Origin of the sequence: Franconibacter helveticus LMG 23732 (genome assembly GCF_000463115.2) — a bacterium.
Classification (GTDB): domain Bacteria; phylum Pseudomonadota; class Gammaproteobacteria; order Enterobacterales; family Enterobacteriaceae; genus Franconibacter; species Franconibacter helveticus.
In genome coordinates, this window is record NZ_AWFX01000005.1 from 1 (window position 1) to 25,887 (window position 25,887).

General features: G+C 55.7%; 29 protein-coding genes and 1 riboswitch. Of the genes, 18 read left to right on the forward strand and 11 right to left on the reverse strand.

Annotated features, from left to right (window positions below; translation table 11 throughout):
- The first annotated feature begins 97 nt into the window (after positions 1-97).
- The 5 genes from DW56_RS01165 to DW56_RS01180 all read left to right on the forward strand — a co-directional run bounded on the left by DW56_RS01165 (position 98) and on the right by DW56_RS01180 (position 2,823).
- The gene (locus DW56_RS01165) at positions 98-355 is read left to right on the forward strand and encodes a phage protein NinX family protein (RefSeq protein WP_051383683.1); all 258 of its coding nucleotides are present in this window, start codon (positions 98-100) and stop codon (positions 353-355) included.
- Positions 352-750 (forward strand): hypothetical protein, encoded by a 399-nt coding sequence (locus DW56_RS01170; protein WP_024555183.1) that lies wholly within the window; start codon positions 352-354, stop codon positions 748-750. Before DW56_RS01165 ends, DW56_RS01170 begins: the two co-directional genes overlap by 4 nt.
- Positions 751-1,013: 263 nt before the next feature.
- Positions 1,014-1,175 (forward strand): hypothetical protein, encoded by a 162-nt coding sequence (locus tag DW56_RS22590; protein ID WP_159102108.1) that lies wholly within the window; start codon positions 1,014-1,016, stop codon positions 1,173-1,175.
- A 79-nt stretch (positions 1,176-1,254) separates the two neighbouring features.
- A complete protein-coding gene (locus tag DW56_RS01175; protein ID WP_024555182.1) occupies positions 1,255-1,503 on the forward strand; it encodes an excisionase family protein in 249 nt (82 codons plus the stop codon).
- 33 nt (positions 1,504-1,536) lie between these two features.
- Complete coding sequence (locus DW56_RS01180) at positions 1,537-2,823, forward strand: site-specific integrase (RefSeq protein ID WP_024555181.1); 1,287 nt, start codon at positions 1,537-1,539, stop codon at positions 2,821-2,823.
- A gap of 23 nt (positions 2,824-2,846) precedes the next feature.
- On the opposite strand, the gene DW56_RS01185 is transcribed toward DW56_RS01180, so the two are convergent.
- The 3 genes from DW56_RS01185 to DW56_RS01195 form a co-directional block, all read right to left on the reverse strand.
- On the reverse strand, positions 2,847-3,293 hold the full coding sequence (locus DW56_RS01185) for a YcgN family cysteine cluster protein (RefSeq protein ID WP_024555180.1): 447 nt from the start codon (positions 3,291-3,293) through the stop codon (positions 2,847-2,849).
- 89 nt (positions 3,294-3,382) lie between these two features.
- Positions 3,383-4,042: a fumarylacetoacetate hydrolase family protein gene (locus tag DW56_RS01190; RefSeq protein WP_024555179.1), complete on the reverse strand. Its 660-nt coding sequence runs from the start codon at positions 4,040-4,042 to the stop codon at positions 3,383-3,385.
- 156 nt (positions 4,043-4,198) lie between these two features.
- Positions 4,199-4,474, reverse strand: coding sequence for a YcgL domain-containing protein (locus DW56_RS01195; RefSeq protein WP_024555178.1), 276 nt, complete (start codon positions 4,472-4,474; stop codon positions 4,199-4,201).
- A gap of 125 nt (positions 4,475-4,599) precedes the next feature.
- Between DW56_RS01195 and minC the strand changes: the two genes are divergently transcribed.
- From minC to minE, 3 genes are read left to right on the forward strand one after another with little or no spacing between them, the layout of a single operon-like run.
- Positions 4,600-5,301: a septum site-determining protein MinC gene (gene minC / locus DW56_RS01200; protein ID WP_024562117.1), complete on the forward strand. Its 702-nt coding sequence runs from the start codon at positions 4,600-4,602 to the stop codon at positions 5,299-5,301.
- A 24-nt stretch (positions 5,302-5,325) separates the two neighbouring features.
- Positions 5,326-6,138, forward strand: coding sequence for a septum site-determining protein MinD (gene minD, locus DW56_RS01205; protein ID WP_024554731.1), 813 nt, complete (start codon positions 5,326-5,328; stop codon positions 6,136-6,138).
- Positions 6,139-6,141: 3 nt separating this feature from the next.
- Positions 6,142-6,408, forward strand: coding sequence for a cell division topological specificity factor MinE (gene minE / locus DW56_RS01210; RefSeq protein WP_024554730.1), 267 nt, complete (start codon positions 6,142-6,144; stop codon positions 6,406-6,408).
- Positions 6,409-6,515: 107 nt separating this feature from the next.
- Here the strand turns inward: minE and rnd are convergent, their stop codons facing one another.
- The 5 genes from rnd to DW56_RS01235 form a co-directional block, all read right to left on the reverse strand.
- A complete protein-coding gene (gene rnd / locus DW56_RS01215; RefSeq protein WP_234409235.1) occupies positions 6,516-7,643 on the reverse strand; it encodes a ribonuclease D in 1,128 nt (375 codons plus the stop codon).
- A 71-nt stretch (positions 7,644-7,714) separates the two neighbouring features.
- On the reverse strand, positions 7,715-9,400 hold the full coding sequence (gene fadD / locus DW56_RS01220) for a long-chain-fatty-acid--CoA ligase FadD (protein ID WP_024562116.1): 1,686 nt from the start codon (positions 9,398-9,400) through the stop codon (positions 7,715-7,717).
- 205 nt (positions 9,401-9,605) lie between these two features.
- The gene (locus DW56_RS01225) at positions 9,606-10,184 is read right to left on the reverse strand and encodes a Slp family lipoprotein (RefSeq protein WP_024554727.1); all 579 of its coding nucleotides are present in this window, start codon (positions 10,182-10,184) and stop codon (positions 9,606-9,608) included.
- Between the two features lie 36 nt (positions 10,185-10,220).
- A complete protein-coding gene (gene tsaB, locus DW56_RS01230) occupies positions 10,221-10,916 on the reverse strand; it encodes a tRNA (adenosine(37)-N6)-threonylcarbamoyltransferase complex dimerization subunit type 1 TsaB (RefSeq protein ID WP_024554726.1) in 696 nt (231 codons plus the stop codon).
- 68 nt (positions 10,917-10,984) lie between these two features.
- Entirely contained in the window at positions 10,985-12,895 is a 1,911-nt protein-coding gene (locus tag DW56_RS01235; protein WP_024554725.1) for an ATP-dependent DNA helicase, read from the reverse strand.
- A gap of 123 nt (positions 12,896-13,018) precedes the next feature.
- Between DW56_RS01235 and DW56_RS01240 the strand changes: the two genes are divergently transcribed.
- Positions 13,019-13,363, forward strand: coding sequence for a RidA family protein (locus DW56_RS01240; protein ID WP_024554724.1), 345 nt, complete (start codon positions 13,019-13,021; stop codon positions 13,361-13,363).
- Between the two features lie 21 nt (positions 13,364-13,384).
- On the opposite strand, the gene DW56_RS01245 is transcribed toward DW56_RS01240, so the two are convergent.
- The gene (locus DW56_RS01245) at positions 13,385-13,570 is read right to left on the reverse strand and encodes a YoaH family protein (protein WP_024554723.1); all 186 of its coding nucleotides are present in this window, start codon (positions 13,568-13,570) and stop codon (positions 13,385-13,387) included.
- Between the two features lie 92 nt (positions 13,571-13,662).
- Here DW56_RS01245 and pabB point away from each other — a divergent pair, with 92 nt between their 5' ends.
- From pabB to DW56_RS01265, 4 genes are all read left to right on the forward strand, one after another.
- Positions 13,663-15,030 carry an aminodeoxychorismate synthase component 1 gene (gene pabB, locus DW56_RS01250; RefSeq protein WP_024554722.1) on the forward strand — a complete coding sequence of 456 codons (1,368 nt, stop codon included), beginning with the start codon at positions 13,663-13,665 and terminating at the stop codon, positions 15,028-15,030.
- Positions 15,030-15,608 carry a CoA pyrophosphatase gene (locus tag DW56_RS01255; protein ID WP_024562115.1) on the forward strand — a complete coding sequence of 193 codons (579 nt, stop codon included), beginning with the start codon at positions 15,030-15,032 and terminating at the stop codon, positions 15,606-15,608. Before pabB ends, DW56_RS01255 begins: the two co-directional genes overlap by 1 nt.
- 170 nt (positions 15,609-15,778) lie before the next feature.
- Complete coding sequence (gene sdaA, locus DW56_RS01260; RefSeq protein WP_024562114.1) at positions 15,779-17,143, forward strand: L-serine ammonia-lyase; 1,365 nt, start codon at positions 15,779-15,781, stop codon at positions 17,141-17,143.
- Between the two features lie 126 nt (positions 17,144-17,269).
- A complete protein-coding gene (locus tag DW56_RS01265; RefSeq protein WP_024553332.1) occupies positions 17,270-18,865 on the forward strand; it encodes an EAL domain-containing protein in 1,596 nt (531 codons plus the stop codon).
- A 5-nt stretch (positions 18,866-18,870) separates the two neighbouring features.
- Here DW56_RS01265 and yoaE read toward each other — a convergent pair whose 3' ends face one another.
- Positions 18,871-20,433 carry a CNNM family cation transport protein YoaE gene (gene yoaE / locus DW56_RS01270; protein ID WP_024553331.1) on the reverse strand — a complete coding sequence of 521 codons (1,563 nt, stop codon included), beginning with the start codon at positions 20,431-20,433 and terminating at the stop codon, positions 18,871-18,873.
- A gap of 471 nt (positions 20,434-20,904) precedes the next feature.
- Between yoaE and manX the strand changes: the two genes are divergently transcribed.
- From manX to mntP, 5 genes are all read left to right on the forward strand, one after another.
- Entirely contained in the window at positions 20,905-21,876 is a 972-nt protein-coding gene (gene manX, locus DW56_RS01275) for a PTS mannose transporter subunit IIAB (protein WP_024553330.1), read from the forward strand.
- Positions 21,877-21,943: 67 nt separating this feature from the next.
- On the forward strand, positions 21,944-22,744 hold the full coding sequence (locus tag DW56_RS01280) for a PTS mannose/fructose/sorbose transporter subunit IIC (RefSeq protein ID WP_024553329.1): 801 nt from the start codon (positions 21,944-21,946) through the stop codon (positions 22,742-22,744).
- Between the two features lie 12 nt (positions 22,745-22,756).
- Complete coding sequence (locus DW56_RS01285; RefSeq protein ID WP_024553328.1) at positions 22,757-23,608, forward strand: PTS mannose transporter subunit IID; 852 nt, start codon at positions 22,757-22,759, stop codon at positions 23,606-23,608.
- A gap of 50 nt (positions 23,609-23,658) precedes the next feature.
- Positions 23,659-24,117 carry a DUF986 family protein gene (locus tag DW56_RS01290; RefSeq protein WP_024553327.1) on the forward strand — a complete coding sequence of 153 codons (459 nt, stop codon included), beginning with the start codon at positions 23,659-23,661 and terminating at the stop codon, positions 24,115-24,117.
- 196 nt (positions 24,118-24,313) lie between these two features.
- A riboswitch (yybP-ykoY riboswitch) is annotated at positions 24,314-24,487 on the forward strand.
- A gap of 6 nt (positions 24,488-24,493) precedes the next feature.
- Complete coding sequence (mntP, locus tag DW56_RS01295) at positions 24,494-25,060, forward strand: manganese efflux pump MntP (RefSeq protein WP_024553326.1); 567 nt, start codon at positions 24,494-24,496, stop codon at positions 25,058-25,060.
- On the opposite strand, the gene rlmA is transcribed toward mntP, so the two are convergent.
- The gene (rlmA, locus tag DW56_RS01300) at positions 25,057-25,872 is read right to left on the reverse strand and encodes a 23S rRNA (guanine(745)-N(1))-methyltransferase (protein ID WP_024553325.1); all 816 of its coding nucleotides are present in this window, start codon (positions 25,870-25,872) and stop codon (positions 25,057-25,059) included. The two genes, mntP and rlmA, sit on opposite strands and share 4 nt — an antisense overlap.
- Between the last annotated feature and the right edge of the window lie 15 nt (positions 25,873-25,887).

A 25,887-nucleotide genomic window follows, 5' to 3' on the forward strand; every position in this document is an offset into this window, starting at 1 on the left:
TTACCGCTCATGGGCACCTCTCTTTAAGCCATCTTAAATGACTCTGAGGTGTCTGTTAAACCCGTGGCGATTCATTGAGATTAACAGGGCGGTATCAATGGCGATGCTGAGTAAGTCAGAAAATCCATCGGCAAAATATGTCGCTATAAATGACTACTGCAACAACCCCGCCGACGCATGGGCGATTATCGTCGAAAACAAAATTAGCATAATGATTGATGACACCTGCACCGAGTGGTCTACCGCGTTGGTGCAGGATTATTGTGACCATAGCGCATTCAGTCATTCTACTCTGCATGCCAATCCACTACGGTCGGCGATGATTACTTACCTGATGATGCAGGAGGCCAAATGAGCGAAAGAGAGAGCTTTGAGGCGATAGCCGCGAAGAAATTGCGCCTGCCTGTGGAGATTATCAGGTCAGCAAGGAATGGCGTCGGATATCTTCACGCATTCGACAGCATGAGCGTTATGCAGCCGCTGAATGAATGGTGGGCGTGGTGGCAGGCAAGCAGGGAGGCGCTTAATGATGAGCAGAAGCCCATCGGCGAGGTGCAGTTGGGTGAGCATGATGATACTGGTAGCCATCCCGATGCGAGAGTGGTTTGCCTGCATGATCAGGCTGATTGGGAGAATTTCCCTGAAGGCACAAAGCTATACCTAAACCCGCTCCCCTCCCCACCATCTAACCACCCCATCGACACAACATCTCACCAGTATGAAGCGCTGGGGAAAGGAGGTGAGCAGTGAGAGGTAAAATGTGCTGCATGATGACAGTCGGCCTGGCTTGCGGCGTTGGCATGGGGATAGGCGGTTTGACAGGAGCGCTGGTTGTCATCTGCATATGGGCGAGCTTTGTGCTTGGAATGATAGCAATGATTGACTAATGAGCCGCTAAAACAGCGGCTTTTTAACGAAGGCGTTGTCTTTTTCTGAAATGTTGATCCACGCAGCTAAGTTAACGCGGCAGAGTAGTATTATCTGACGACTACTCAACCCAAATGGAGGTGCGTATGGAAGAGAAAGGCAAGGATATCATGGATGAGGTAAACGAGCTGACTAAGCAACTGCTGGAAGAAGTGATTAACGGAGATCCGCGAAGAACAGGAACAAGCCCAGAGCGAGCGAGAGAAAATCTGGCAAAGCTCGAGAAGATTATGAGCAAGAAAAAATGACAACGACCCGCCTCGGCGGGTTTTTTGTTGCACAAAAGGCCGCTAATCAGCGGCTTTTTTAATACGTGGAGGAAAGCAAATGACAGATGTGATTCAACTCGTGCCGAACAAATGGGTATCGGAAGAGGTGCTGATGGCGATCACCGGTTTAACAAAAAACGCCATTAAAGCGGCCCGCACCAATTCATGGATGGAGGGTCGTGAGTACCGGCACTACTCAAGCGACCTACAGCCGAAGGACAACTCACCTATTCTCTATAACCGTCACGAGGTTGATGCATGGGTTGAGCGTCAGCGCCCGGCGATTCCCCGCCAGAAATCTGCTTAAATAGCCTTCCCCATTAATTAGCGAGGAATCGTTATGAGCAAATATCCCACAGGAGTGGAGAATCACGGCGGAACGCTGCGGATATGGTTCATCTATCAGGGCGCCAGGGTAAGGGAAAACCTTGGAGTTCCTGATACCCCCAAGAACAGAAAGATAGCAGGTGAGCTGCGCACTTCTGTCACCTACGAAATAAAAACAGGCACGTTTAACTACGCATCCCGATTTCCATCATCTCCTAACCTTCGACGATTTGGCTTTATCAAGCCTGGCGTAAAACTGAGCGAGGTAGCTAAAAACTGGCTTGAGCTAAAGAGAATGGAGATAACGAAGAATGCACACTCCAGGTATGTTTCGTATATCAAAATCTGCACTGAAATAATGGGCCCGGACAAGCCTGTGAGCAGTTTTAATAACGAGGACATCCTGAAGGTGCGAAAGGAGCTTCTGACTGGCTATCAGATATGCGGCATCCATCAGAAGAACAGATCAATTAAGAAGGGACGCACGGTAAGAACGGTTAACGTCTACATGAATTGCCTGGGTGGGCTTTTACGTTTTGCCGAACTCAACGGATACATTGAGAAATCACCAATGAGCGGCATCGACCCATTGCGCAAAAGTCGCTCAGACCCTGACCCGCTATCAAAAGAAGAGTATCAGCGGTTTCTCGATGCCTGCCCTTCTGAGCAGATACGAAATTTATGGGTGCTGGCTATTAATACTGGCATGAGACACGGAGAGATAAGCGCTCTGGCATGGGAGGATATTGACACCCGTGACTGGACGATAACGATCAGCCGGAATATAGCGATAAAGGGTTACTTTACTCCGCCCAAAACAGAATGCGGCAACCGGGTCATTAACCTTACTGACGCAGCCATTCAGGCCCTTAAGAGTCAGATGGCTTACACAAGGATGGGTAAGCAGCATGAAATCAGCGTTAACCTTCGGGAGTTCGGCAGAGAGAGGATAGACCAATGCACATTTGTCTTTGTTCCTCGCCTGACGGCAAGAAATGGAATGGGCGGTGACTGGTATGCTCCCGGGTCTTTCGGTGCGACATGGAACGACATACTCAAACGGGCCGGCATCCGTCACCGACGAGCTTACGAGTCGAGGCATACTTACGCGTGCTGGGCGTTAAGTGCAGGCGCTAACCCTAACTTTATCGCTTCGCAAATGGGTCACACATCGGCGCAGATGGTTTACAACGTTTACGGTAAATGGATGACCGATAACAACGTGGATCAGATGAGCATATTGAACGCTAATTTCAGCTCCGATGCCCCACTGATGCCCCAGGTCGCAAGCCAGCAATAGCTTTTCCCTTCTGTATCAACGGTTCAACTAGCCCAGTCGGGTTTATTCAAAATGTGGTCCTGCCAGTCGTTCACAACCGACTCAGGTACGGCGATATGACGCACAGAGATGCGCTCGGCGTGCATAGCCGCTTTCGAGCCGGTGCGCAGCGGGTGCCAGAGCGGCAGATTTTTCCCTTCAGCGAGCAGACGGTAGGCGCAGGTGGGCGGCAGCCATTCAAAGGTCGGCAGGTTTTCCCGCGTCAGCTTGATGCAGTCTGGCTCATAGTCAAAGCGTCGTTCGTAGTTGCGGCACTGGCAGGTTTTTATGTTTAGCTGACGGCAGGCGACGTTAGTGAAATAAATTTCATCCGTGTCTTCGTCCATCAGTTTATGCAGGCAGCACTGGCCACAGCCGTCGCAAAGCGATTCCCACTCCGCGTCGCTCATTTCGTCCAGTTTTTTTTGCTGCCAGAAAGGCGTCTCGTTCATAGCGGTGTCCGCAAAGCAAATTAAGCTGCACCTTATAAACAGTATGGACGCCTGATGCAAGTTTTGCCGCCCCTGCGGACGGCGGAAGATTACAGCACCCGGGTGGCGAGGCTTTCGCCGTTAAAGCGCACCTCAAGTTCGTCGCCGCTGGCAAGCGGCCCTACCCCTTCCGGCGTGCCGGTAAGAATGACGTCGCCTGCGCGCAGCGTAAAGAAGCGGCTCATGTAGGCGATCAGCGGCAGGATCTTGTGGATCATATCGGCAGTGGTGCCGTTCTGGCGCGTTTCGCCGTTAACGATAAGACTCAGCGGGGTGTTTTGCGGGTCGGACTGAAACTCGGCGGCCGGGATAAATCCCGATACCGGACATGAATTATCAAACGCTTTCGCTTTCTCCCACGGCTGGCCCGCTTTTTTCATTTTGCTTTGCAGCTCGCGAAGCGTCAGATCCAGCGCCACGCCGTAACCGGCAATCGCTTTGCCGACATGCTCGGGCGTAGCCTGCTTAAGGGTCGCGCCAATCAGCACCGCCAGTTCCACTTCATGATGCACTTCGCCAAGCCCCTGCGGCAGCGCCAGCGGCTGGCGCAGGTCGCAAAGCGCGGTTTCGGGCTTGAGAAACAGCACCGGCTCTTCGGGCGTCGCACTGCCCATCTCCTGAATATGCTTAGCGTAATTGCTTCCTACGCAGACCACCTTGCTGACCGGAAAATCGAGCAGCGCGCCATGCCAGTTATGATGTTGGTACATGTCTTTCCCCTGAATCGAGCTAATTGTCCGAAAAAGCACTATCTCCGCCAGCAAGGCGCGAGTCAATGCTCTAAAAAGTAGCACTTTCAGGTGAGAGCGTTCGCAAAAACAAAGGGAAATAATGAAGGACGCCGCAGGACGCGGCGTCGCAAGGGGTCAGGCTTTTTTTTGCGCTTCGAGGTGCGCTTTTAACAAATTTTCTGGCGGCGGCGGCAACTGCAAATAATACCCTTGCTCCTGAAGCGCTTGTTTTACTTTCTCCAGATCGGCATGGGCTAATTTTTTACGGCCGTCTAAAGGAAATAACAGGGTCATAATGGGCGTGCCGAAACTTTCCATTAATTCAGCGGGCACCCGGGAAAAATCGTCTTTTTTTTCAACGTACAGATAAGTCTGATCGCGACGGGAACTTTTATAGATCACACAAAACATGTTTTTACTCTGTTTAGTCAGCTGGCGACTTGCCTCAATATACCGGGGACTATAACATGCCTGACGTGCTACGGAATATCATCCCACCCCGGTGGGTGGTTCAAACTGAATTGAGTAAGGCCAGGATGTCAAACACGCCCATCGAGCTTAAAGGCAGCAGTTTCACCTTATCAGTGGTTCATTTGCATGACGCTCACCCGGAAATTATTCGCAAAGCGCTGGAAGACAAAATAGCTCAGGCACCCGCTTTTTTGAAAAACGCGCCTGTCGTTGTGAATATCGCCGGACTGGAAGGGCCAGTGGACTGGCAGCAAATCCATCGCGTTGTGAAGGCAAGCGGACTGCATCTGGTGGGCTTTAGCGGCTGTAAGGACGATACGCTGAAAGCAGAGATAGCCCGCGCGGGCATCGCTTTGCTGAACGAAGGGAAAGAGAAAGCCCGCCCGACGCCGCCCGCCCCGCCTGAAACGCCTGCCGAGCCTGTTGTTATCCCCGTCACAAAAACGCGAATTATTGATGCGCCTGTCCGCTCTGGTCAGCGTATTTATGCCCCGCACTCTGATTTAATTGTTACCAGTCACGTCAGCGCGGGGGCGGAACTTATCGCCGATGGCAATATTCATATTTACGGCGTGATGCGGGGACGCGCGCTGGCGGGCGCCAGCGGCGAGCGAGAAGCGCAGATTTTTTGCACAAGCCTTGCGGCGGAGCTGGTCTCTATCGCAGGGGTATACTGGCTGAGCGACCAAATCCCGGCCGAATTTTATAACAAAGCTGCCCGCCTGAAGCTGGCTGATGGCGCTTTGTCTGTTCAACCTTTGATTTAAGCCCTTTTCACAAGGAATTCCTTTATGGCACGCATTATTGTAGTTACATCAGGTAAAGGGGGCGTTGGCAAAACCACCTCCAGCGCGGCCATCGCTACGGGTTTGGCCCAGAAGGGAAAAAAAACCGTCGTTATCGACTTCGATATTGGCCTGCGTAACCTTGACCTGATCATGGGATGTGAACGCCGTGTCGTATACGATTTCGTTAACGTTATCCAGGGCGATGCCACACTTAATCAGGCGCTGATTAAAGATAAAAGGACCGACAACCTTTACATTCTCCCGGCGTCGCAAACGCGCGACAAAGACGCGCTGACGCGTGAAGGGGTAGAGAAGGTCCTGGACGATCTGCAAAAGATGGATTTCGATTTTATCGTGTGCGACTCCCCTGCCGGCATCGAAACCGGCGCGTTGATGGCGCTCTACTTCGCGGATGAAGCAGTGATCACCACCAACCCGGAAGTCTCCTCGGTACGTGACTCAGACCGCATTCTCGGCATTCTGGCCTCGAAATCTCGCCGCGCCGAGAACGGCCAGGATCCGATTAAAGAACACCTGCTGCTGACCCGTTACAACCCGGGCCGCGTCAGCAAAGGCGACATGCTGAGCATGGAAGATGTGCTGGAGATCCTGCGTATTCCGCTGGTTGGGGTGATTCCGGAAGATCAGTCCGTGCTGCGCGCGTCGAACCAGGGTGAGCCGGTTATCCTGGACACCGCCTCGGACGCAGGCAAAGCGTACGCCGATACCGTTGAACGCCTGTTGGGAGAAGAACGTCCTTTCCGCTTCATTGAAGAAGAGAAGAAAGGTTTCCTCAAACGCCTGTTCGGAGGATAACTCATGGCTTTACTTGACTTTTTTCTCTCAAGAAAAAAGAGCACCGCGAACATCGCGAAAGAACGACTGCAAATTATCGTGGCGGAACGCCGGCGCAGCGACGCCGAGCCGCACTATTTGCCGCAGCTGAAAAGGGATATTCTGGAGGTCATTTGCAAATATGTGCAGATCGACCCGGAAATGGTTACCGTCCAGCTCGATCAAAAAGGCGACGATATTTCAGTCCTTGAGCTCAACGTAACATTACCTGAAGCTGAAGAGTCAAAATAACAAAAAGCCCTGGAATTATATCCAGGGCTTTTTATTTTAAGTCGGCCTTAAGCGTGGTCAAAAAGTTATTTTCGGAACACGCTCATTGCCTGGAAATATATACAGTCTTACCGAGTATATTCCCGTAGCAGCGTTTTAATCTCATCGCCCATTAATTTCTCCCGCCAGCCGCTGATTAATTCCGGCAACAGATTCTGGGTTTTTAACTGCCAGTGCCAGTTAAGCAGCTGATTAATTTGCCGACGTGAGGCGAGCAATTCCGCGCTGACGCCTTTCGCTTTGCTCACATCCTGTACCAGCGCCTTGATGGCTTTGAACGCGCTGCGATAGCCCGGCATATCCACCAGGTTTTGCAGCGGCGCAGGCAAAGCGTCTTCAGGCAACGCCTGCGCTTCGCTTACCATCTCCAGCAGGGTTTTACCGTGAAAGCGGATTTCGCTGCCGGAAAGCCCCAGCCCGTCCAGCTCGCCGAGCGAGCCAGGCAAATAGCGCGCAACCTGCCAGAGATGCTCTTCACGAACCACGAAATTCACCGCCAGATCGCGCTCGCGCGCTTTGCGAAGCCGCCAGGCCGCCAGCAGTCTGAGACAGGCGAGCTGGCGCGGGCGAAGCTGCCAGGCGTTGCCGATTTCGCGCCAGGCCTCTTCAGGATCCAGCGTTTCGCTGCGGCGCAACACCATCAGGCGGCACTCGTCCAGCGCCGCGTCCAGCCAGCCCGCTTCGGCGGTTTCGTCCATCAGCTGGCGCGCTATCGGCAGCAAGTACCAGACATCCGCGGCGGCATAATCGCACTGGCGCGCCGTTAAGGGGCGCGCAAGCCAGTCGGTGCGCGATTCGCTTTTATCAAGCGCCACGCCGGTGTATTTCTCAACGAGCGTGGCAAAACCGCAGGAGAGCGGATTGCCGACAAAAGAGGCCAGCACCTGGGTATCGATAAAGGGCTGCGGCATCATGCCGAAAGCGTTCTGGAACACTTCCAGATCTTCGCTGCCCGCATGCAAAAATTTGGTTACCGCTTCATCCCGCAGCAATGCCTGGAACGGCGCCCAGTCGGTAATAGTCAGCGGATCGATAAGCGCCACGGTTTCGCCGTCGTAAAGCTGAATTAGACCCAGCTTTGGGTAGTAAGTACGGGTGCGGACAAATTCGGTATCCAGCGCCAGCGCCGGGAATTGACGAGCCGCTTCGCAAAGCTGCATGAGCGCCTCGTTGGTGGTGATCATCTGATAATTCAAATTACTCTCTCTTCAGTTTGCGCCCATAAAAAACGCCGGCGGAACCGGCGTCTGGACGACTTCTTCGCAACTCAGGCGGTATTGTTACCCGTGCGGCGCGCTTCGTCACGCAGTTCTCGCCGCAAAATTTTGCCGACGTTGGATTTTGGCAGCTCCTCACGGAACTCAACCAGCTTCGGCACCTTGTAGCCTGTAAGGTGACGACGGCAGAAGGTGATCAGCGCCTCTTCGCTGAGCGTGGCATCTTTCTTCACCACGAAAATCTTCACGGTTTCGCCGCTCACGCCCGCAGGCACCCCCACTGCCGCCACTTCCTGCACGCCGCTGTGCTGCATTACCACATCTTCAATCTCGTTAGGATAGACGTTAAAACCCGAGACCAGGATCATATCTTTTTTACGATCGACGATGCGCATGAAACCCTGCTCGTCCATGACCGCGATATCACCCGTGTGAAGCCAGCCGTCTTTGATGATTTCATCCGTCGCATCCGGACGCTGCCAGTAGCCCAGCATGACCTGCGGCCCTTTAACGCACAGTTCGCCCGGCTGGCCCGGCTCCACTTCGCGCCCTTCGTCATCCACCAGCTTCACTTCCGTCGACGGCACCGGCAGGCCGATGCTGCCGCTGTGGTAGTCAATATCGTGCGGGTTAACGCTCACCAGCGGCGCGCACTCCGTCAGGCCGTAGCCCTCCAGCAGATACTGGCCAGTGAGTTTGACCCAGCGCTCCGCCACGGCATGCTGCACCGGCATGCCGCCGCCAGCGGAAAGGTGCAGCGTGGAGAAATCGAGCTGCTGGAAATCCTTGTTATTGAGCAACGCATTGAACAGCGTGTTTACCCCCGTCATGGCGGTAAAAGGGTATTTTGAAAGCTCTTTCACCAGGCCCGGGATATCGCGCGGGTTGGTAATCAGCACGTTCTGCCCGCCCAGCTCGATAAACAGCAGGCAGTTCATCGTCAGTGCGAAGATGTGGTAAAGCGGCAGCGCAGTGATAACCAGCTCTTTGCCCCGGTGCAGCAGCGGTCCGTAAGTGGCGTTGACCTGCTCCAGGTTCGCGAGCATGTTGCGGTGCGTCAGCATCGCCCCTTTCGCAACGCCAGTGGTGCCGCCGGTGTATTGCAGGAACGCGAGATCTTCGGGCAATATTTCAGGCTTCACATATTGCAGGCGATAACCGGCGTGCAGAGCGCGACGAAATGAAATGGCGTCCGGCAAGTGGTATTTCGGCACCAGTCGCTTCACATATTTCACAACGAAGTTGACGAGCGTGCCTTTCGTGGCGGAAAGCTGGTCGCCCATACGGGTCAATATGACATGCCTGACCTGGGTTTTATCGACCACTTTTTCCAGCGTGTGGGCAAAGTTAGAGACGATAACAATGGCGCTGGCGCCGCTGTCGTTAAGCTGATGTTCCAGCTCGCGGGGCGTATAGAGCGGGTTAACGTTAACGACAATCATGCCGGCGCGCAAAATGCCGAACAGCGCCACCGGGTATTGCAGCAGGTTTGGCATCATCAGCGCGACGCGGTCCCCTTTTTGCAGGCCCAGACCCTGTTGCAGGTAGGCGGCGAAGGCGCGGCTGCGCTCTTCGAGCTTACGGAACGTCATCACCTCGCCCATATTGATAAACGCCGGCTGGTCGGCGTAGCGGGTGCAGGAGTGCTCAAACAGCTCAATCAGGGATTGATAACGATCGGGATTGATTTCTGCCGGAACGTCGGCCGGATAACGGTTAAGCCAAACCTTCTTCAATGCGTCACCTCTGAAAATCGTATTCGTCGTCATCACAACCCCGCAGCATTAAACATGTTTTTAACATTATTTTAACTCAGCGTACCAGTTTATTAATTAAGCTGATTTCAGGTTGCGAAGCGCGTCACTAATTATTTTTGTTATGGATTACAAACAAATAAACAGCGGACCGGCCGCTGTTTATTTTTATTTAAAATTCAGTCTGTTACTCGGTTACGATGGTCTGCACCGGCGCCGGGCCGGGGTTGTACCAGACGCCGGGACCATAACCCCAGGGACGGTAATAAGGCCCCCAGAACCAGGGATCGACAGGCTGCGGCGGCATCATGACCTGCTGCGTCACGCGCCAGCGCTTAAAGCCGTTCACCTGCATCACCATATATTTATAAGCGGCGTCGCCTACTTTGCCTTCGGCAGTGCCGGTTATCGGCCCCACCACGGTGATAAGCTGGTTGCGGTAGTCAACCGGGTCGAGGAACGTGTTAACGTCGGCGTAGATGCGCCCGCGCGAAGGCTGGCCGAGCAGCGGCCGCGCCCCTTCGTCCAGCGGCACGGTGGCTATTTCAAGCCGGGTTTTTCCCTGCTCGTTTTTCACGTTAACCACTTTGCCGCCGAAGCGCGCTTCCTGACCCACATAGAGCTGCGGCGCGTTCATCACCCGCGCCAGATCCTGCTGCGGCGTTGGGCTGGTGCCTTTAATGGCATCCGGCACGCTGACGCAACCACTCAGGGCCAGCGCGGCGAACAGCGCCAGCCAGCCCCCTCTTTTTATTTGTTTCGCCATACCGCAACTCCTTAACCCAGCGGCTACGCTGAGTGACTATTCTCTGCCGGGCAGTTTTTTCCACGCCACTTCGTTACGCAGATAAACCGGCTCGGCGTTTTCAACCGCGACGGTGCGGCCCGCAGTGAAAAGCTCACACGCCAGCGGCAGCATATCTTCCGCGGCCGGCAGCAGCGTGTCGCCGTCGCGTAGCGTCAGAGTGCTCCCCTGGGCCAGATCCGGCCACGCCGGCCAGCCCGTGCCCACGGTAGCCCATTCGCCATCCAGCTGCTTCAACCGTTCGGCAACCGCTTCGGGTTTCAGTACCGCTTCTGTCTCTTCGCCATGCCAGACGCCCTGTTCATCGCGCTGGTATTCGCCCCAGTAAACTTCGCCCATCCGGGCGTCGATGGCGGCGAGCACGCGGGTTGCGCCGGTTTTACGCCAGGCGCCCTGCGCCATGGTGGCGAGCGTCGAAACGCCGATCATCGGCAGGTTCGCGCCCAGTGCCAGCCCCTGCGCAATGCCGATGCCAATACGCACGCCGGTGAAGCTGCCCGGCCCGCGGCCAAAGGCCAGCGCGCTGAGTTCAGACAACGAGACGCCGCTCTGGTTCAGGATCTCGCGCACCAGCGGCAGAATGCGCTGGGTGTGTTCACGTGGACAAAGTTCAAAATGGGCATGGGTGGCACCGTCGTCCCACAGCGCGGCCGAACAGGCCTCGGTGGCGGTATCAATGGCCAGAATTCGCATAGCTAAGTTGCACTCTCGCGAGTTATCTATTCAAAAAAGGCGCGCATCTTACCATAGTCTGGCATAAATTACTGCGCGCCGCCGTCGGCCAGAAAGCGCGCCGCCTGTTGAATGTCGCGGGTTCGCGGCGTCGGCGGCAGGCTTTTCAGGAAGACCGCGCCGTAAGGGCGCATCACCAGCCGGTTATCGCAAATCACCAACACGCCCCGGTCGTCGACGTCGCGAATCAGTCGCCCTACGCCCTGCTTCAGGGTGATGACGGCATCCGGGAGTTGCACTTCGTCAAAGGGGTCGCCGCCGCGCAGGCGGCAATCTTCCATACGGGCTTTAAGCAGCGGATCGTCCGGCGAGGTAAACGGCAGCTTGTCGATAATAACCAGCGACAGCGCGTCGCCGCGCACATCCACCCCTTCCCAGAAGCTGCTGGTCGCCACCAAGAGCGCGTTGCCCGCTGTAACGAACTGCTCAAGCAACTGCCCCTTGCTGGTTTCGCCCTGCAACAGCACCGGCAGAGAGAGCGTGGCGCGGAATTGTTCCGCCAGCTCGCGCATCATGGCGTGGGAGGTACAAAGCATAAAGCAGCGGCCGTTGTTGGCTTCAATAAGCGGTCGCAGCATCGCCGCCAGCGCCCGGCCGGCATGAGGCTGGTTCGGCAGCGGCAGGCCGCGCGGCACGCAAAGCAGCGCCTGGCGGGCATAGTCAAAGGGGCTTTGCAGCAGCAGGGTTTTCGCCCCGTCAATGCCAAGCCGCGCCGTAAAATGGCGCAGGTCGTCGTTCACCGACAGCGTCGCAGAGGTAAACACCCAACTGCCCGCTTTCTGCGCCATTACCTCGGTAAACTTATCCGCGACCGTAAGCGGCGTCAGCGCGAGCGTAAAATGACGGGAATTACATTCATACCAGTAGCTGTAGCCCGGCTTGTTGAACTCCTTGAGGCGCTTGAGGCGGGCGCGATACAGCGTGGCGCGCTCAAAAGCGGCGTCCAGCAAAGCCGAGCGGCCAAGCGACAGCTTCGCCACGTCGTAGCACAGTTCCAGCGCGTCATCGAGCAGCAAAAGCGCGCGCTGGATGGCGGTATCGGCCAGCAGTTCGCGCAGGTTACCGCGAAAGCCCGGCTCGCCAAGCTGCATGCGAAAATCCTGCGTGCTCTGGGCCAGGCGATCGGCGCATTTTTGCAGTTGCTGGGTATCTTTTACCTCAGTGCGGTAAGCGATAGTAATGTCTTTGGCGAGATCGAGCAGCTGGCGGCTGGAAAGCGACTGGCCGAAATACTGGCTGGCGATATCGGGAAGCTGGTGCGCCTCATCGAAGATCATGACTTCCGCTTCGGGGATAAGCTCCGCGAACCCGCTCTCTTTTACCACCATGTCGGCGAGAAACAGGTGGTGGTTTACCACCACGATATCGGCATCCATCGCTTTTTTACGCGCTTTCACCACGAAGCAGTCTTTATAAAGCGGACAGTCGCTGCCAAGACAGTTGTCGTTGGTGCTGGTGACAAGCGGCCAGACGGCGGCATCTTCCGCCACCTGACCGCAGGTGCTGATATCGCCGTCTATCGTCTCATTCGCCCAGCCGCGCAGCTTAATGACGTCGCCCAGCGTCTGCACGGGCAAATCGCCGCCCGCCAGCGCCTGCTGTTCGAGCCGTTCAAGACAAAGGTAGTTGGAACGCCCTTTCAGCAGCGCAAGCTTGCCTTTATATTCCAGCGCCCGCGCCACGGTTGGCAGGTCGCGGCTGTAGAGCTGGTCCTGTAACGCTTTCGAACCGGTGGAGATAATCGCTTTTTTGCCGGCGCGCAAGGCGGGCGCGAGGTAGGCATAGGTTTTCCCGGTGCCGGTGCCTGCTTCCACCACTAAGGGTTCGGCGGCGCTGATAGCCGCTGTTACCGCATCGGCCATCAGGCGCTGCGGCTCGCGAGGCTTAAAGCCCGGTATCGCTTTGGCTAACTGGCCATCTGCTGCAAAATCGTCCGTCACACTACCCCCTGGTTAAATTGCCAGTGATTATGTCAGGGCCGCTTACCTTTCGCCAGCCGAAGAGGTGACGACGGCGATGGAGTATGCCAGGCTTGCGGCGAATCTTATGAAAAGGAAAATGTCATGACGATTAAGCGAATCAACCCGGAAGCGCGCTGGTCCGACGCGGTTATCCATAATCAGACGTTCTATTACACGGGCGTGCCGGAAAATCTCGATGCTGATGCCTGGGAGCAAACCGTCAACGTGCTGTCGCAGATTGACGAAGCGCTGAAGGCGCAGGGCAGCGATAAAACGCAGCTGATTGATGCAACCATTTTTCTGGCCGACGGCGACGACTTCGCCGCCATGAACCGCGCGTGGGATGAGTGGGTAGTGGCAGGACATGCGCCGGTGCGCTGCACGGTGCAGGCGAAGCTGATGAACCCGGCTTATAAAGTTGAAATTAAAATTATCGCCGCCGTATAAAAAAACGCGGGTCGCCCCGCGTTATTCGTCTTCTTCTTCATCCTCAAAACGGGCGACGATACGGTCGCCCTGATGGCTGGCGCGGATCTCATCCGCCACCTGCGCAATAGCCTGTCCGCTACTCAGCCCCTGGGACATCAGTTCCTGAATGCGTTCGACCGCTTTTTGCTGCTGCTCGTGCGTCAGCGAAGGTAAACCTGCAAACATCGTTAACTCCTGTTACATTGCTGCCGTTAATTATTTCACGCCGCGAGGGCGGACGCCAGACGTCGCTCCGTGGCATAGCGGTGTAGATGTCGATGAAAACCCACTCCTCCCCCACCCTGCTTACGCTCCCCTGGCGCCGCGATGCGCTGCTTGACTATTTCGCCCCGCTAAGCGGTAAGCCCTGGGCGATGCTGCTGCACTCCGGCTTTGCCGAACACCCGCACAACCGGTTCGATATTCTTGTGGCGCAACCGCTGGCGACGCTTGAAACGCGCGGGCAAGAAACGACGATATGCCGCGCGGGCGTTTGTGAAACTACAGGTGACGACCCGCTGGCATGCCTTCAGCGCGAACTGGAAAGCCTCGGCCTCTCTCCTGAGCCTCACCCGGCGCTGCCTTTTCTGGGAGGCGCCCTTGGGCTGTTCGGCTACGATCTCGGACGCCGTTTCGAGAAACTGGCGCAACAAGCGCAGGCAGACGTTCACGCCCCCGATATGGCGGTGGGCCTCTATGACTGGGCGCTTATCGCCGATCATAAGCTTGAGCGCCTGACGCTGGTTTGTCACGGCGACGCGCAGGCGCGGCTTGACTGGCTTGAAGCGCAAAAGCCAGCGCATGCCGCGCCGTTTCGTCTTACCAGCCCCTGGCGGGCGAACATGACGCGCGAGGAGTATGGCGAAAAATTCCGCCGCATACAGGCCTGGCTGCTGAGCGGCGATTGCTACCAGGTCAACCTGGCGCAGCGTTTTCAGGCCAGCTATGAAGGGGACGAGTGGCAGGCCTTTATCACGTTGAATAACGTTAACCGCGCGCCTTTCAGCGCCTTTTTGCGCCTGCCTGAGCACGCCATCCTGAGCCTTTCGCCGGAGCGTTTTATCTGGCTTGAGCAAAATGCGATTCAGACGCGGCCTATTAAGGGCACGCTGCCGCGCCTCGCCGATGCGCAAGCGGACGAAAAACAGGCGCAAAGGCTGGCGACCTCGCCGAAAGATCGCGCTGAGAACCTGATGATTGTCGACCTGCTGCGTAACGATATAGGCCGCGTGGCGGTACCTGGCAGCGTGCGGGTGCCGGAACTGTTCGTCGTCGAACCTTTCCCGGCGGTGCATCACCTGGTGAGCACCATTACCGCGACCTTGCCTGCAAACCTGCACGCGACCGACCTGCTGCGCGCGGCGTTCCCGGGCGGTTCGATCACCGGCGCGCCTAAAGTGCGGGCAATGGAAATCATCGAAGAGCTGGAGCCGCAGCGGCGCAACGCCTGGTGCGGCAGCATCGGCTATATCAGTTGTTGCGGCAACATGGACACCAGCATCACCATTCGTACCCTTACGGCGCAAAACGGCGAGCTTTACTGCTCCGCAGGCGGCGGCATTGTGGCGGACAGCGACGAGTCTGCGGAATATCAGGAAACTTTTGATAAAGTTAATCGTATTCTGCGCAACCTTGAGGAGGAATGATGCAGCCGACGGAACTGACGCTGGACACGTTTTTATCTCGCTTTCAACTGCTGCGCCCGACAGTTAATCACGCATCGCTTAATCAACGCCAGGCGGCGGTGCTGGTGCCGATAGTGCGCCGTCCTGAGCCGGGGCTATTGTTGACCCAGCGCTCGGCGAAGCTTCGCAAGCATGCAGGCCAGGTCGCTTTTCCGGGCGGCGCGGTGGACGCGACCGACGCCTCGCTGATTGCCGCGGCGCTTCGCGAAGCGCACGAAGAGGTGGCCATTTCGCCACAAGCCGTTGAGGTTATCGGCGTGCTGCCGCCCGTGGACAGCGTGACCGGCTTTCAGGTGACGCCGGTGGTTGGGATTATTCCGCCAGATTTGCATTACCATGCGAGCGAAGATGAAGTGGCGGCGGTGTTTGAAATGCCGCTTGCCGAAGCGCTGCGGCTGGGACGTTATCATCCGCTGGATATTCATCGCCGGGGCAACAGTCACCGCGTCTGGCTCTCCTGGTATGAACACTATTTTGTCTGGGGAATGACGGCGGGCATTATTCGTGAGCTGGCTCTCCAGATTGGCTTCAAACCCTGACTATCATTGTGTGTAAGATTTTGCGATCCGCAGCACTTTATTAGGTTAACTGGCGTTATGCATTAGTATAATTCATGTGAATAGTTAACAGTGCAGAACAATAACCTCTTACACTATGCGCAGTTTTCACATCGTCATTGCGCAACAATGACCCTGTCAGGAGTTAGAGAGTGATTAGTATATTCGACATGTTTAAGGTGGGCATTGGTCCCTCCTCTTCCCATACCGTAGGCCCGATGAAGGCCGGGAAGCAGTTCGTCGATGATCTGGTCGAAAAAGGATTACTCGAAGACGTTACCCGCGTTGCGGTGGACGTCTACGGTTCCCTGTCGCTGACCGGCAAAGGGCACCATACGGATATCGCCATTATTATGGGCCTCGCGGGCAACGAGCCGGCGACGGTGGATATCGACGCCATTCCCGCTTTTATTCGCGACGTAGAAGCCCGTGGTCGCCTGCTGCTGGCGCAGGGGCGTCGTGAAGTCGATTTCCCGAAAGACAACGGCATGCGTTTTCACAGCGATAACCTCTCGCTGCATGAGAACGGCATGCAAATTCACGCATTCAGCGGCGACAAGCTGGTATACAGCAAAACCTATTACTCCATCGGCGGCGGGTTTATTGTCGATGAAGAGCACTTTGGCAAAGACGCCGCCAGCGAAGTGACCGTGCCTTACGGGTTTGATTCCGCCAAAGCGTTACTGGCGCACTGCCGCGAAACGGGGCTTTCTCTCTCCGGCCTGGTTATGCAAAACGAACTGGCGCTGCACAGCAAAAAAGAGATTGAAGACTATTTCGCGAATGTCTGGCAGACCATGCGCGCCTGTATCGATCGCGGCATGAATACCGAAGGCGTGCTGCCTGGACCGCTACGCGTGCCGCGCCGCGCCTCTGCGCTGCGCCGTATGCTGGTCTCAAGCGACAAACTCTCTAACGACCCGATGATCGTGGTTGACTGGGTGAACATGTTCGCGCTGGCGGTGAATGAAGAAAACGCCGCAGGCGGACGCGTAGTTACCGCCCCTACTAACGGCGCCTGCGGCATCGTTCCGGCGGTGCTGGCTTATTACGATCACTTTATTGAATCCGTCAGCCCCGATATTTATATCCGCTATTTCCTCGCAGCGGGCGCTATTGGCGCGCTCTACAAGATGAACGCCTCTATTTCCGGCGCGGAAGTGGGTTGCCAGGGCGAAGTGGGCGTGGCGTGCTCTATGGCTGCCGCAGGCCTTGCCGAGCTGCTTGGCGCCAGCCCGGAACAGGTATGCGTGGCGGCGGAAATTGGTATGGAACATAACCTTGGCCTGACGTGCGACCCGGTCGCGGGCCAGGTGCAGGTACCGTGCATTGAGCGTAACGCTATTGCTTCCGTGAAGGCGATAAACGCCGCGCGCATGGCGATGCGCCGCACCAGCGAGCCGCGCGTTTCGCTCGATAAAGTTATCGAAACCATGTACGAAACCGGTAAAGATATGAACGCCAAATACCGCGAAACGTCGCGCGGGGGTTTGGCCATCAAGGTCCAGTGCGACTAATTTTACTTAAGCGCCGCGCCAGCGGCGCTTTTCTTTTGTTTGCCCGTCACGTTCTCTACGCGAACCCTTCTACACTTGCTATGTTATTAATCACCTTCAGCCAGTTCTCTTAAGGGGCAACCAGGGATGCTCACTGCGCAGCGCATAGTGAAAACCTATCGCCGGAAAAGAATCATTGTCTGCCTTTCGCTGGCTATTGCGACGCTGCTGCTGACTACAGGCGTGCGCTACCTTACCGAGCGCAACCGCAACGAGCAGCGCGTGACGCTGTTTACTGCCCGCGCCGTCTCGACGGTGGAAAGCCTGCTGGAACCGCTGGCGGCAAGCCGTAGCGCCTTGTTCCCGCTGGTGGGGCAGCCCTGTGAGCAGGCGGTGGAGCCGCTGCGGATAGAAAGCGCGCGGCTGCAAACGCTGCGTGCCATTGCGCTGGTAAAATCCGGCACCGTTTACTGTTCCAGCATCTTCGGCAACCGTAACGAAACGCTGCGACAATTGCAGCCGAAGCTCCCCTCACCCTTCCCGCAAATGCTGTTAACGCGGGATAATTCGCTGATAAAAGGCAGTTCGGTGCTGCTTATCTGGACGCCAACCTCTGCCGACGGTCAGGATGGCATGCTTCAGGCGCTGAATATCGAACTGCTTTCGCGGCTGATGCTGGAGCCTGCGCGCCCGTGGGTTGACCATGTGGTGCTGAACGTAGGCGATGCGCACCTTGAATATGGCAAAGGCGTGGTGCAAACCCTGCCTGGCAAACCCGGACTTGAAACGCGTGACGGCGTCTCCGGCCGCTTTCCTTTTTCCGTGACGGTTATTGGGCCGCCGGGCGATCGTCTTGCTTTAAAATTCCTGCCCAGCCAGCTGCCGCTGGCGCTGATTTTAAGTTTGCTGATTGGTTATATCGCCTGGCTTGCCACCGCAGGCAGAATGAGCTTTTCGCATGAAATAAACCTGGGTCTGGCGGCACGGGAGTTTGAAGTTTACTGTCAACCGCTGGTAAACGCGCAAAGCCAGCAGTGCGCGGGCGTGGAAATTTTGCTGCGCTGGAATAACCCGCGTCAGGGGTTTATCTCGCCGGATGTGTTTATTCCGCTCGCTGAACAGGAAAGCCTGATTGCGCCGCTTACCCGCTACGTACTGGAAGCAACCGCAAGCCAGCTTCATTATTTTCCCGATTCATCGCGCTTTCATATTGGCATTAACGTCGCGGCAAGCCATTTTCGGCGCGGTAAAATCGTGGAGGATTTAAAACAATTCTGGTTTACGTATCAGCCCGTGCAGCCGCTTTTTCTGGAGTTGACCGAGCGGGATGCCCTGCCGGATGTCGATTACCGCGTGGTTAAAGATTTGCATAGTCTGGGCGTAAAGCTTGCCATTGATGACTTCGGCACTGGCCAGAGCTCGCTTTCCTATCTGGAAATGCTTCACCCGGACGTGCTGAAAATCGATAAGACTTTTACCGCAGCCATTGGCACTGACGCCGTGAACTCTACCGTTACCGATATTATTATCGCGCTGGCGAAACGGCTGAATATTGATTTAGTGGCGGAAGGCGTGGAAACGCCCGAACAGGCAGCCTGGCTGCGCCGTAATGGCGTTGCGGTTTTGCAGGGCTATCTCTATGCCAGACCGATGCCGCTGCACGCTTTCCCGGCGTGGTTTGCTAATCAGCCTGAAGCGGCAAAGGAAAACGGCACCGCAGTGCGTGCGGTGCCGTTGCGCTAAAGCGATTACTCTTCTTCGTCGTGGTGCGGCGTCTCTTTTACTACCCGCACTAAATCGACGCGATACTTGTTCGCCTCAACAATGGTAATGCGAAGCGGCGCGACTTCAAGCTCGTCACCCGGGTGCGGGATCTGGCCGTTTACCGCAATCACCAGACCGGCGACGGTAGCAATATCTTCCTCGTCATTCACCAGCGTGTTGATTTCAAGATGCTGCTGCAACGCATGCAGGTCGGTGCTGCCCTTCACCAGCCAGCCGTCGCCGTCGCGGATGATTTCCGGCGTCTCGTCGGCGTCCGGGAATTCACCGGCAATCGCCTCCAGCACGTCCAGCGGCGTCACCAGCCCCTGTACTACGCCAAACTCATTATTAACGATAACGAAGCTGCCGCGGGCGCGGCGCAGCACGCCAAGCAGGTTGATCGGATCCAGCGTTTCCGGCACGACGATAGCTGGCGTAGCCGAAGCGATAGCCGCGACATCCACGCCCTCTTCCAGCGCCATCAGCAACTCTTTCGCGCGAACCACGCCAATCAGCTCATCCAGCTCGCCGCGGCAGACCGGGAACAGGCTGTGCGGGGAAGAGAGCAACTGCTCGCGAATTTCATCAACGCTGCGGTCGGCGTCTACCCAGCTAATTTCACCGCGCGGCGTCATGATGCTGCGCAGCGAACGGGAAGCCAGCGTCAGCACGCCGTTGATCATGTAACGCTCTTCTTCTGCAAAAGCCTCATCGTGCACCGGCACCACGGAAGAGTGGCTTTCCTGCTCCGGCTGCGCGCTTTTCTGGCGACGGTTGCCCATCAGGCGCAGGATAGCTTCTGCCGTACGGGCGCGCAGCGGCAGGCGCGACTGATGCTTGATAAAGTTGCGGCGCGCAATCTGGTTAAACAGCTCAATGATGATAGAGAAGCCGATAGCCGCGTAGAGGTAACCTTTCGGAATATGGAAGCCAAACCCTTCCGCCACCAGGCTCAGGCCGATCATCAACAGGAAGCTCAGGCAGAGCACGACGACGGTTGGATGCTGGTTAACAAAGTTCGTAAGCGGTTTCGACGCGAGCAGCATCACGCCCATCGCAATAACCACTGCCGCCATCATCACTGGCAGGTGGTTAACCATGCCGACGGCGGTGATGACCGCATCCAGCGAGAACACGGCGTCCAGCACCACAATTTGCAGCACCACCACCCAGAAGCTGGCGTAGCCTTTGCCATGGGTATCGTCATGCTGACGGTTTTCCAGCCTTTCGTGCAGCTCGGTCGTCGCCTTGAACAGCAGGAAAATACCCCCGAGCAGCATGATTAAATCACGCCCTGAGAAGGTGAAATCCCAGACGGTAAACAGCGGGCGGGTTAGCGTCACCATCCACGAAATAAGCGACAGCAGGCCGAGGCGCATAAACAACGCCAGTGAAAGGCCAATAAGGCGCGCTTTGTCACGCTGTTTAGGCGGCAGTTTATCGGCAAGAATGGCGATAAACACGAGATTGTCGATGCCGAGAACAATTTCCAGCACAACCAGCGTTAATAAGCCCGCCCAGATAGAGGGGTCCATTAAGAATTCCATGCGTTGCTCCTGCTGAAGGAATGACTAAACGGCACCCCAGACTGTGTGGGCGCTAAAAGAGAATAAACAGAGGAATAAAGCTGAAAAACGCCAGGCTGGCGCACGGCCGCGTTGGGCCAGAAGGTGAAACGGCGTCGGTGACGGTCCATAGGGTGGGCTGCTGCCCGCTACTCCTTAAAATTAAACAGACGGCTACATTAACAAAGGCATAACGGCTTTGGCAAAGATTTACCAGAATTTGCAATTACACTGACACTTTCTTCGCCCATATTTTAGCCCATCGTGGCACAGACGGGAGACATGCCTCAATAACAGAGCTTCGTCACATAAATTATTTTTTCACTGTCTAAAATAATTCACGTAACAGGTTCTTTTTATTAATAAACCCCTTTTTTTGCATTGATTCGGTACGCCGATACGCGTTCCTGAGGCGTCATAAAGGCGCATGAGGACTCACAAAGGAGGTAGCAAGTGACTATTGCTATTGTTATAGGCACACATGGCTGGGCTGCGGAACAACTGCTGAAAACCGCCGAGATGCTGTTAGGCGAGCAGGAAAATGTTGGCTGGATTGATTTTGTTCCCGGCGAAAATGCCGAGACGCTGATTGAAAAATACAACGCCCAACTACAGAAGCTGGATACAACAGGCGGTGTGCTGTTTCTCGTCGATACCTGGGGCGGCAGCCCGTTCAACGCTGCCAGCCGTATTGTCGTCGATAAAGAGCATTATGAAGTTGTCGCTGGCGTCAATATTCCCATGCTGGTCGAAACCCTGATGGCCCGCGACGACAACCCTGCATTTGACGAGCTGGTGGCGCTGGCGGTCGAAACGGGCCGGGAAGGCGTGAAGGCGCTTAAAGCGAAGCCGGCAGAAAAAACGGCCCCCGCCGCACCTGTCGCCGCTGCGCCAAAAGCAGCCGCGCCGGCTAAGCCCATGGGCCCGAATGATTACATGGTGATAGGTCTTGCGCGCATCGATGACCGGTTGATTCACGGCCAGGTAGCGACGCGCTGGACCAAAGAGACGAATGTCTCGCGCATCATTGTGGTCAGCGACGAAGTGGCCGCCGACACGGTGCGTAAAACGCTGCTGACGCAGGTCGCGCCGCCCGGCGTGACGGCGCATGTGGTCGACGTCGCCAAAATGATTCGCGTCTATAACAACCCTAAATATGCAGGCGAGCGCGTTATGTTGCTCTTCACAAACCCGACCGACGTGGAACGTCTTGTCGAAGGCGGCGTGAAAATCACCTCAGTCAATATCGGCGGCATGGCTTACCGGCAGGGTAAAACCCAGGTCAATAACGCCGTGTCGGTGGATGAAAAAGATATCGACGCTTTTCGCAAGCTTAACGAGCGCGGCATTGAGCTGGAAGTTCGTAAAGTTTCCAACGATCCCAAACTGAAAATGATGGATTTAATCAGCAAAGTGGCGCGCTAAAGCGGCGCTGCCCTGAAGACCTTTATTCAGTTCACACTTACGTTGTTAATGGCATAGGAGAAGTACAATGGAGATTACCACTCTTCAGATTGTGCTGGTGTTCATCGTCGCCTGTATTGCCGGTATGGAATCGGTGCTGGATGAATTTCAGTTCCACCGGCCGCTGGTGGCTTGTACGCTGGTGGGCGCCGTGCTGGGCGATATGAAAACCGGCATTATCATCGGCGGTACGCTGGAGATGATAGCGCTCGGCTGGATGAACATCGGCGCCGCCGTGGCGCCCGATGCGGCGCTGGCTTCCATCATTTCCACCATCCTGGTCATCGCGGGCCATCAGAGCATAGGCGCAGGCATCGCGCTGGCTATTCCTCTTGCGGCAGCGGGCCAGGTGCTGACTATCATCGTTCGTACCATCACCGTGGGCTTTCAGCACGCGGCGGACAGCGCGGCGGAGAAAGGCAATCTGACGGCGCTTTCGTGGATCCACGTCTCTTCCCTCTTCCTCCAGGCGATGCGCATCGCTATTCCGGCTGTTATTGTGGCGATTTCCGTCGGCACCAGCGAAGTGCAGAACATGCTGAACGCCATTCCGGAAGTGGTCACGGGCGGGCTTAACATCGCCGGCGGCATGATTGTGGTCGTAGGTTATGCGATGGTCATTAACATGATGCGCGCAGGCTACCTGATGCCGTTCTTTTATCTGGGCTTCGTCACCGCGGCGTTTACCGACTTTAACCTGGTGGCGCTGGGGGTTATCGGCGCGGTGATGGCGGTGCTTTATATTCAACTGAGCCCGAAATACAACCGTTCCGCGGCGGCCCCTGCGCAGGCCGGCGGTGCTAACGATCTTGATAACGAACTGGATTAACAGGTGAGCGAAATGGTTGATATGACAAAAACAACAGGCGAGAAAAAACTCACTCCTGGCGATGTTCGCAGCGTATTTCTTCGCTCTAACCTCTTCCAGGGTTCATGGAACTTCGAACGTATGCAGGCGCTGGGCTTCTGCTTCTCAATGGTGCCGGTCATCAAGCGTCTTTACCCGGAAAACAACGAAGCGCGCCGCCAGGCTATCAAGCGCCATCTGGAGTTTTTTAACACCCATCCGTATGTCGCCGCGCCGGTGCTTGGCGTAACGCTCGCGATGGAAGAACAGCGCGCCAACGGCGCCGCGATAGACGACGGTGCGATAAACGGTATCAAAGTCGGCCTGATGGGGCCGCTCGCCGGCGTGGGCGACCCGATTTTCTGGGGCACCGTGCGTCCGGTCTTTGCCGCGCTTGGCGCAGGCATCGCCATGAGCGGCAGCTTGCTTGGTCCCTTGCTCTTCTTCGTACTTTTCAATGTTATCCGTCTCGCCACACGCTACTACGGCGTCGCTTACGGCTACCGTAAAGGGGTGGATATTGTAAAAGATATGGGCGGCGGATTTTTGCAGAAGCTGACGGAGGGGGCGTCGATACTGGGCCTGTTTGTCATGGGCGCGCTGGTTAACAAGTGGACCCACGTCAACATTCCTCTTGTGGTATCGCGTATTACCGACCAGACGGGGGCTGAAAAGGTCACCACGGTGCAGACTATCCTCGACCAGCTGATGCCGGGACTGGTGCCGCTGCTGCTGACCTTCGCCTGTATGTGGCTCCTGCGCAAGAAGGTCAACCCGCTGTGGATCATCGTGGGCTTCTTCATCATCGGCATCGCCGGTTATGCGGTTGGCTTACTCGGCCAGTAAATTTTCACGCACTTTCGGGGGCTTTTGCCCCCGTTTTTTATGGGGAAAGTATGACGCTTACGGATGGAGTTTTACTGCTGTTTACGCTCGCGCTGCTTGTCTGGGCTATCTACGACGAATGGATACTGGATAAACGCTGCGGCAAGACGTTGTTGGCGGTGCCCTTGCTGCGCCGCAGCCGCGTCGACAGCCTCATTTTCGTTGGCCTTATCGCCATTCTTATCTATCAAAACGTTACGCAACAGGGCGCGCCGCTGACCTTATGGCTACTATGCGCGCTCGCGCTGGTGGTTATTTACCTTTTCTGGATCCGCATTCCTAAAATTCGCTTTAAACCACAGGGGTTTTTCTTGTCCGGGGTTTGGGTGAAATATAACCGCATTAAAGCTATGAATTTATCTGAAGATGGCGTGCTGGTAATGGAATTAGAACATCGGCGGCTGCTTGTTCGCGTAAGAAATATCGACGACCTGGAAAGCATCTACCATCTTTTACTTAAAACTCAATGAGATAAATATATAGCTCCGGCTATCTCTTATGTATAAAAAACAGCCTGCATTATAGCCTTTGCTATATTTGTTTAAATTTTCGTTTTCTTATTGCGCTACAATTTATTCACAACGAGATAAATGAAAATCGTTATCGCCAACATAATAAAATACTATTTTCGTTTGTTGTCTCCGCGCGCTTAATTATGTTAAGGTTGCGCCCGTCGTTGGGGAGTAGCCGATTTCTGCAAACGGAAATGTACGCGTCAACATACTCGTTGAAAAACGTGGCGCGTACGGACTGACAACCGTCAGTCAGGCGAGACCATAGGCACGCTAACTGCTGTTTACTGGGGGCAGTGGCGTGTATATGGATCCTCCCGGTCAGGACGTAGCAATGAATCTTTCCGCCACTCTTCTTCTCGCTTTTGGCATGTCGATGGACGCGTTTGCCGCTTCTATCGGTAAAGGCGCTACGTTGCACAAGCCCCGCTTTGGCGAAGCGTTACGCACAGGCCTCATCTTTGGCGTTATCGAAGCGATTACCCCGCTGGTTGGCTGGGCGCTGGGCCAAGTTGCGACGCATTTCGTGATGGAATGGAACCACTGGGTCGCCTTTGTTTTACTCGCTTTTCTGGGTACGCGAATGGTTATCGAAGGGGTGCGCGGCGGCGGCGAGGAAGCGACAGCGCCGCTGCGTCGTCACAGCTTCTGGCTTCTGGTCACTACGGCTTTCGCCACAAGCCTGGATGCCATGGCGGTCGGCGTGGGTCTGGCTTTCCTGCAAGTGAATATTCTCTATACTGCGCTTGCGATTGGCTGCGCCACGCTGGTTATGTCCACGCTCGGTATCATGGTAGGTCGGTTCATTGGCCCGCTGCTGGGCAAGCGGGCCGAGATCTTAGGCGGACTGGTGTTGATTGGTATCGGTTGCCAGATCCTCTGGAGCCATTTCGCCTCTTAATGTTCACGCACCCACACGCGCATACAAAAATCGGTTTCACAATCAAAAGCCTCTTGCCGGGTTAACTGCTCGCGCACTTGCGCTCTCGCTCGCCAGGCAAACGGCGTCATCTGCAATAGCGCGGCAGCTTCCGCCCCCGTAAGCGACATTGGATATGCCAGAGCATGCTGCTGGGCGAGATGGAAACCTGTCAGCGTTTCGTTATCCGGCGCGTGCAACTGCACGTTTTCATAAATTAACCCTTTTAACTGCACCAGATGACGCGGCCCAGGCGCTACGGTGATAACCACCCCACCCGGTTTAACCACGCGGGCCAGTTCCTGCGCTTTACAGGGCGCGTAAATACGAATAACCGCATCCAGCGAGGCATCAGCAAACGGCAGGCGATGGCTTGAAGCAACACAGAACTTCGCTTGCGGATAACGCTTCGCGGCAAAACGGATGGCGGTTTTAGAAACATCCAGCCCGTAAGCGCAGGCGCCTTTTCCTGCTACAAGATCTGCAAAAAAGGCCGTGTAATATCCTTCGCCGCAACCAATATCCAGTATGGCTTCCGCCTGCTCCGGCAAAAAAGTTACAAGCGACTCCCCCACCGCCTTTCGCAGCGGATCGTAATGCCCGGCCTCAAGAAAAGCGCGACGGGCCAGCATCATTTCAGCGCTATCGCCCGGATCTTTTGAACGCTTATGTTGTACCGGCATCAGGTTTACATATCCCTCTTTCGCCATATCAAACTGATGCCCCTGCGGACAACGATAGCTTTTCGCCGCTATCTTCAACGGGGCGTGGCAAAGCGGACAGATAAAAGATATAAAAACTCCGGCACC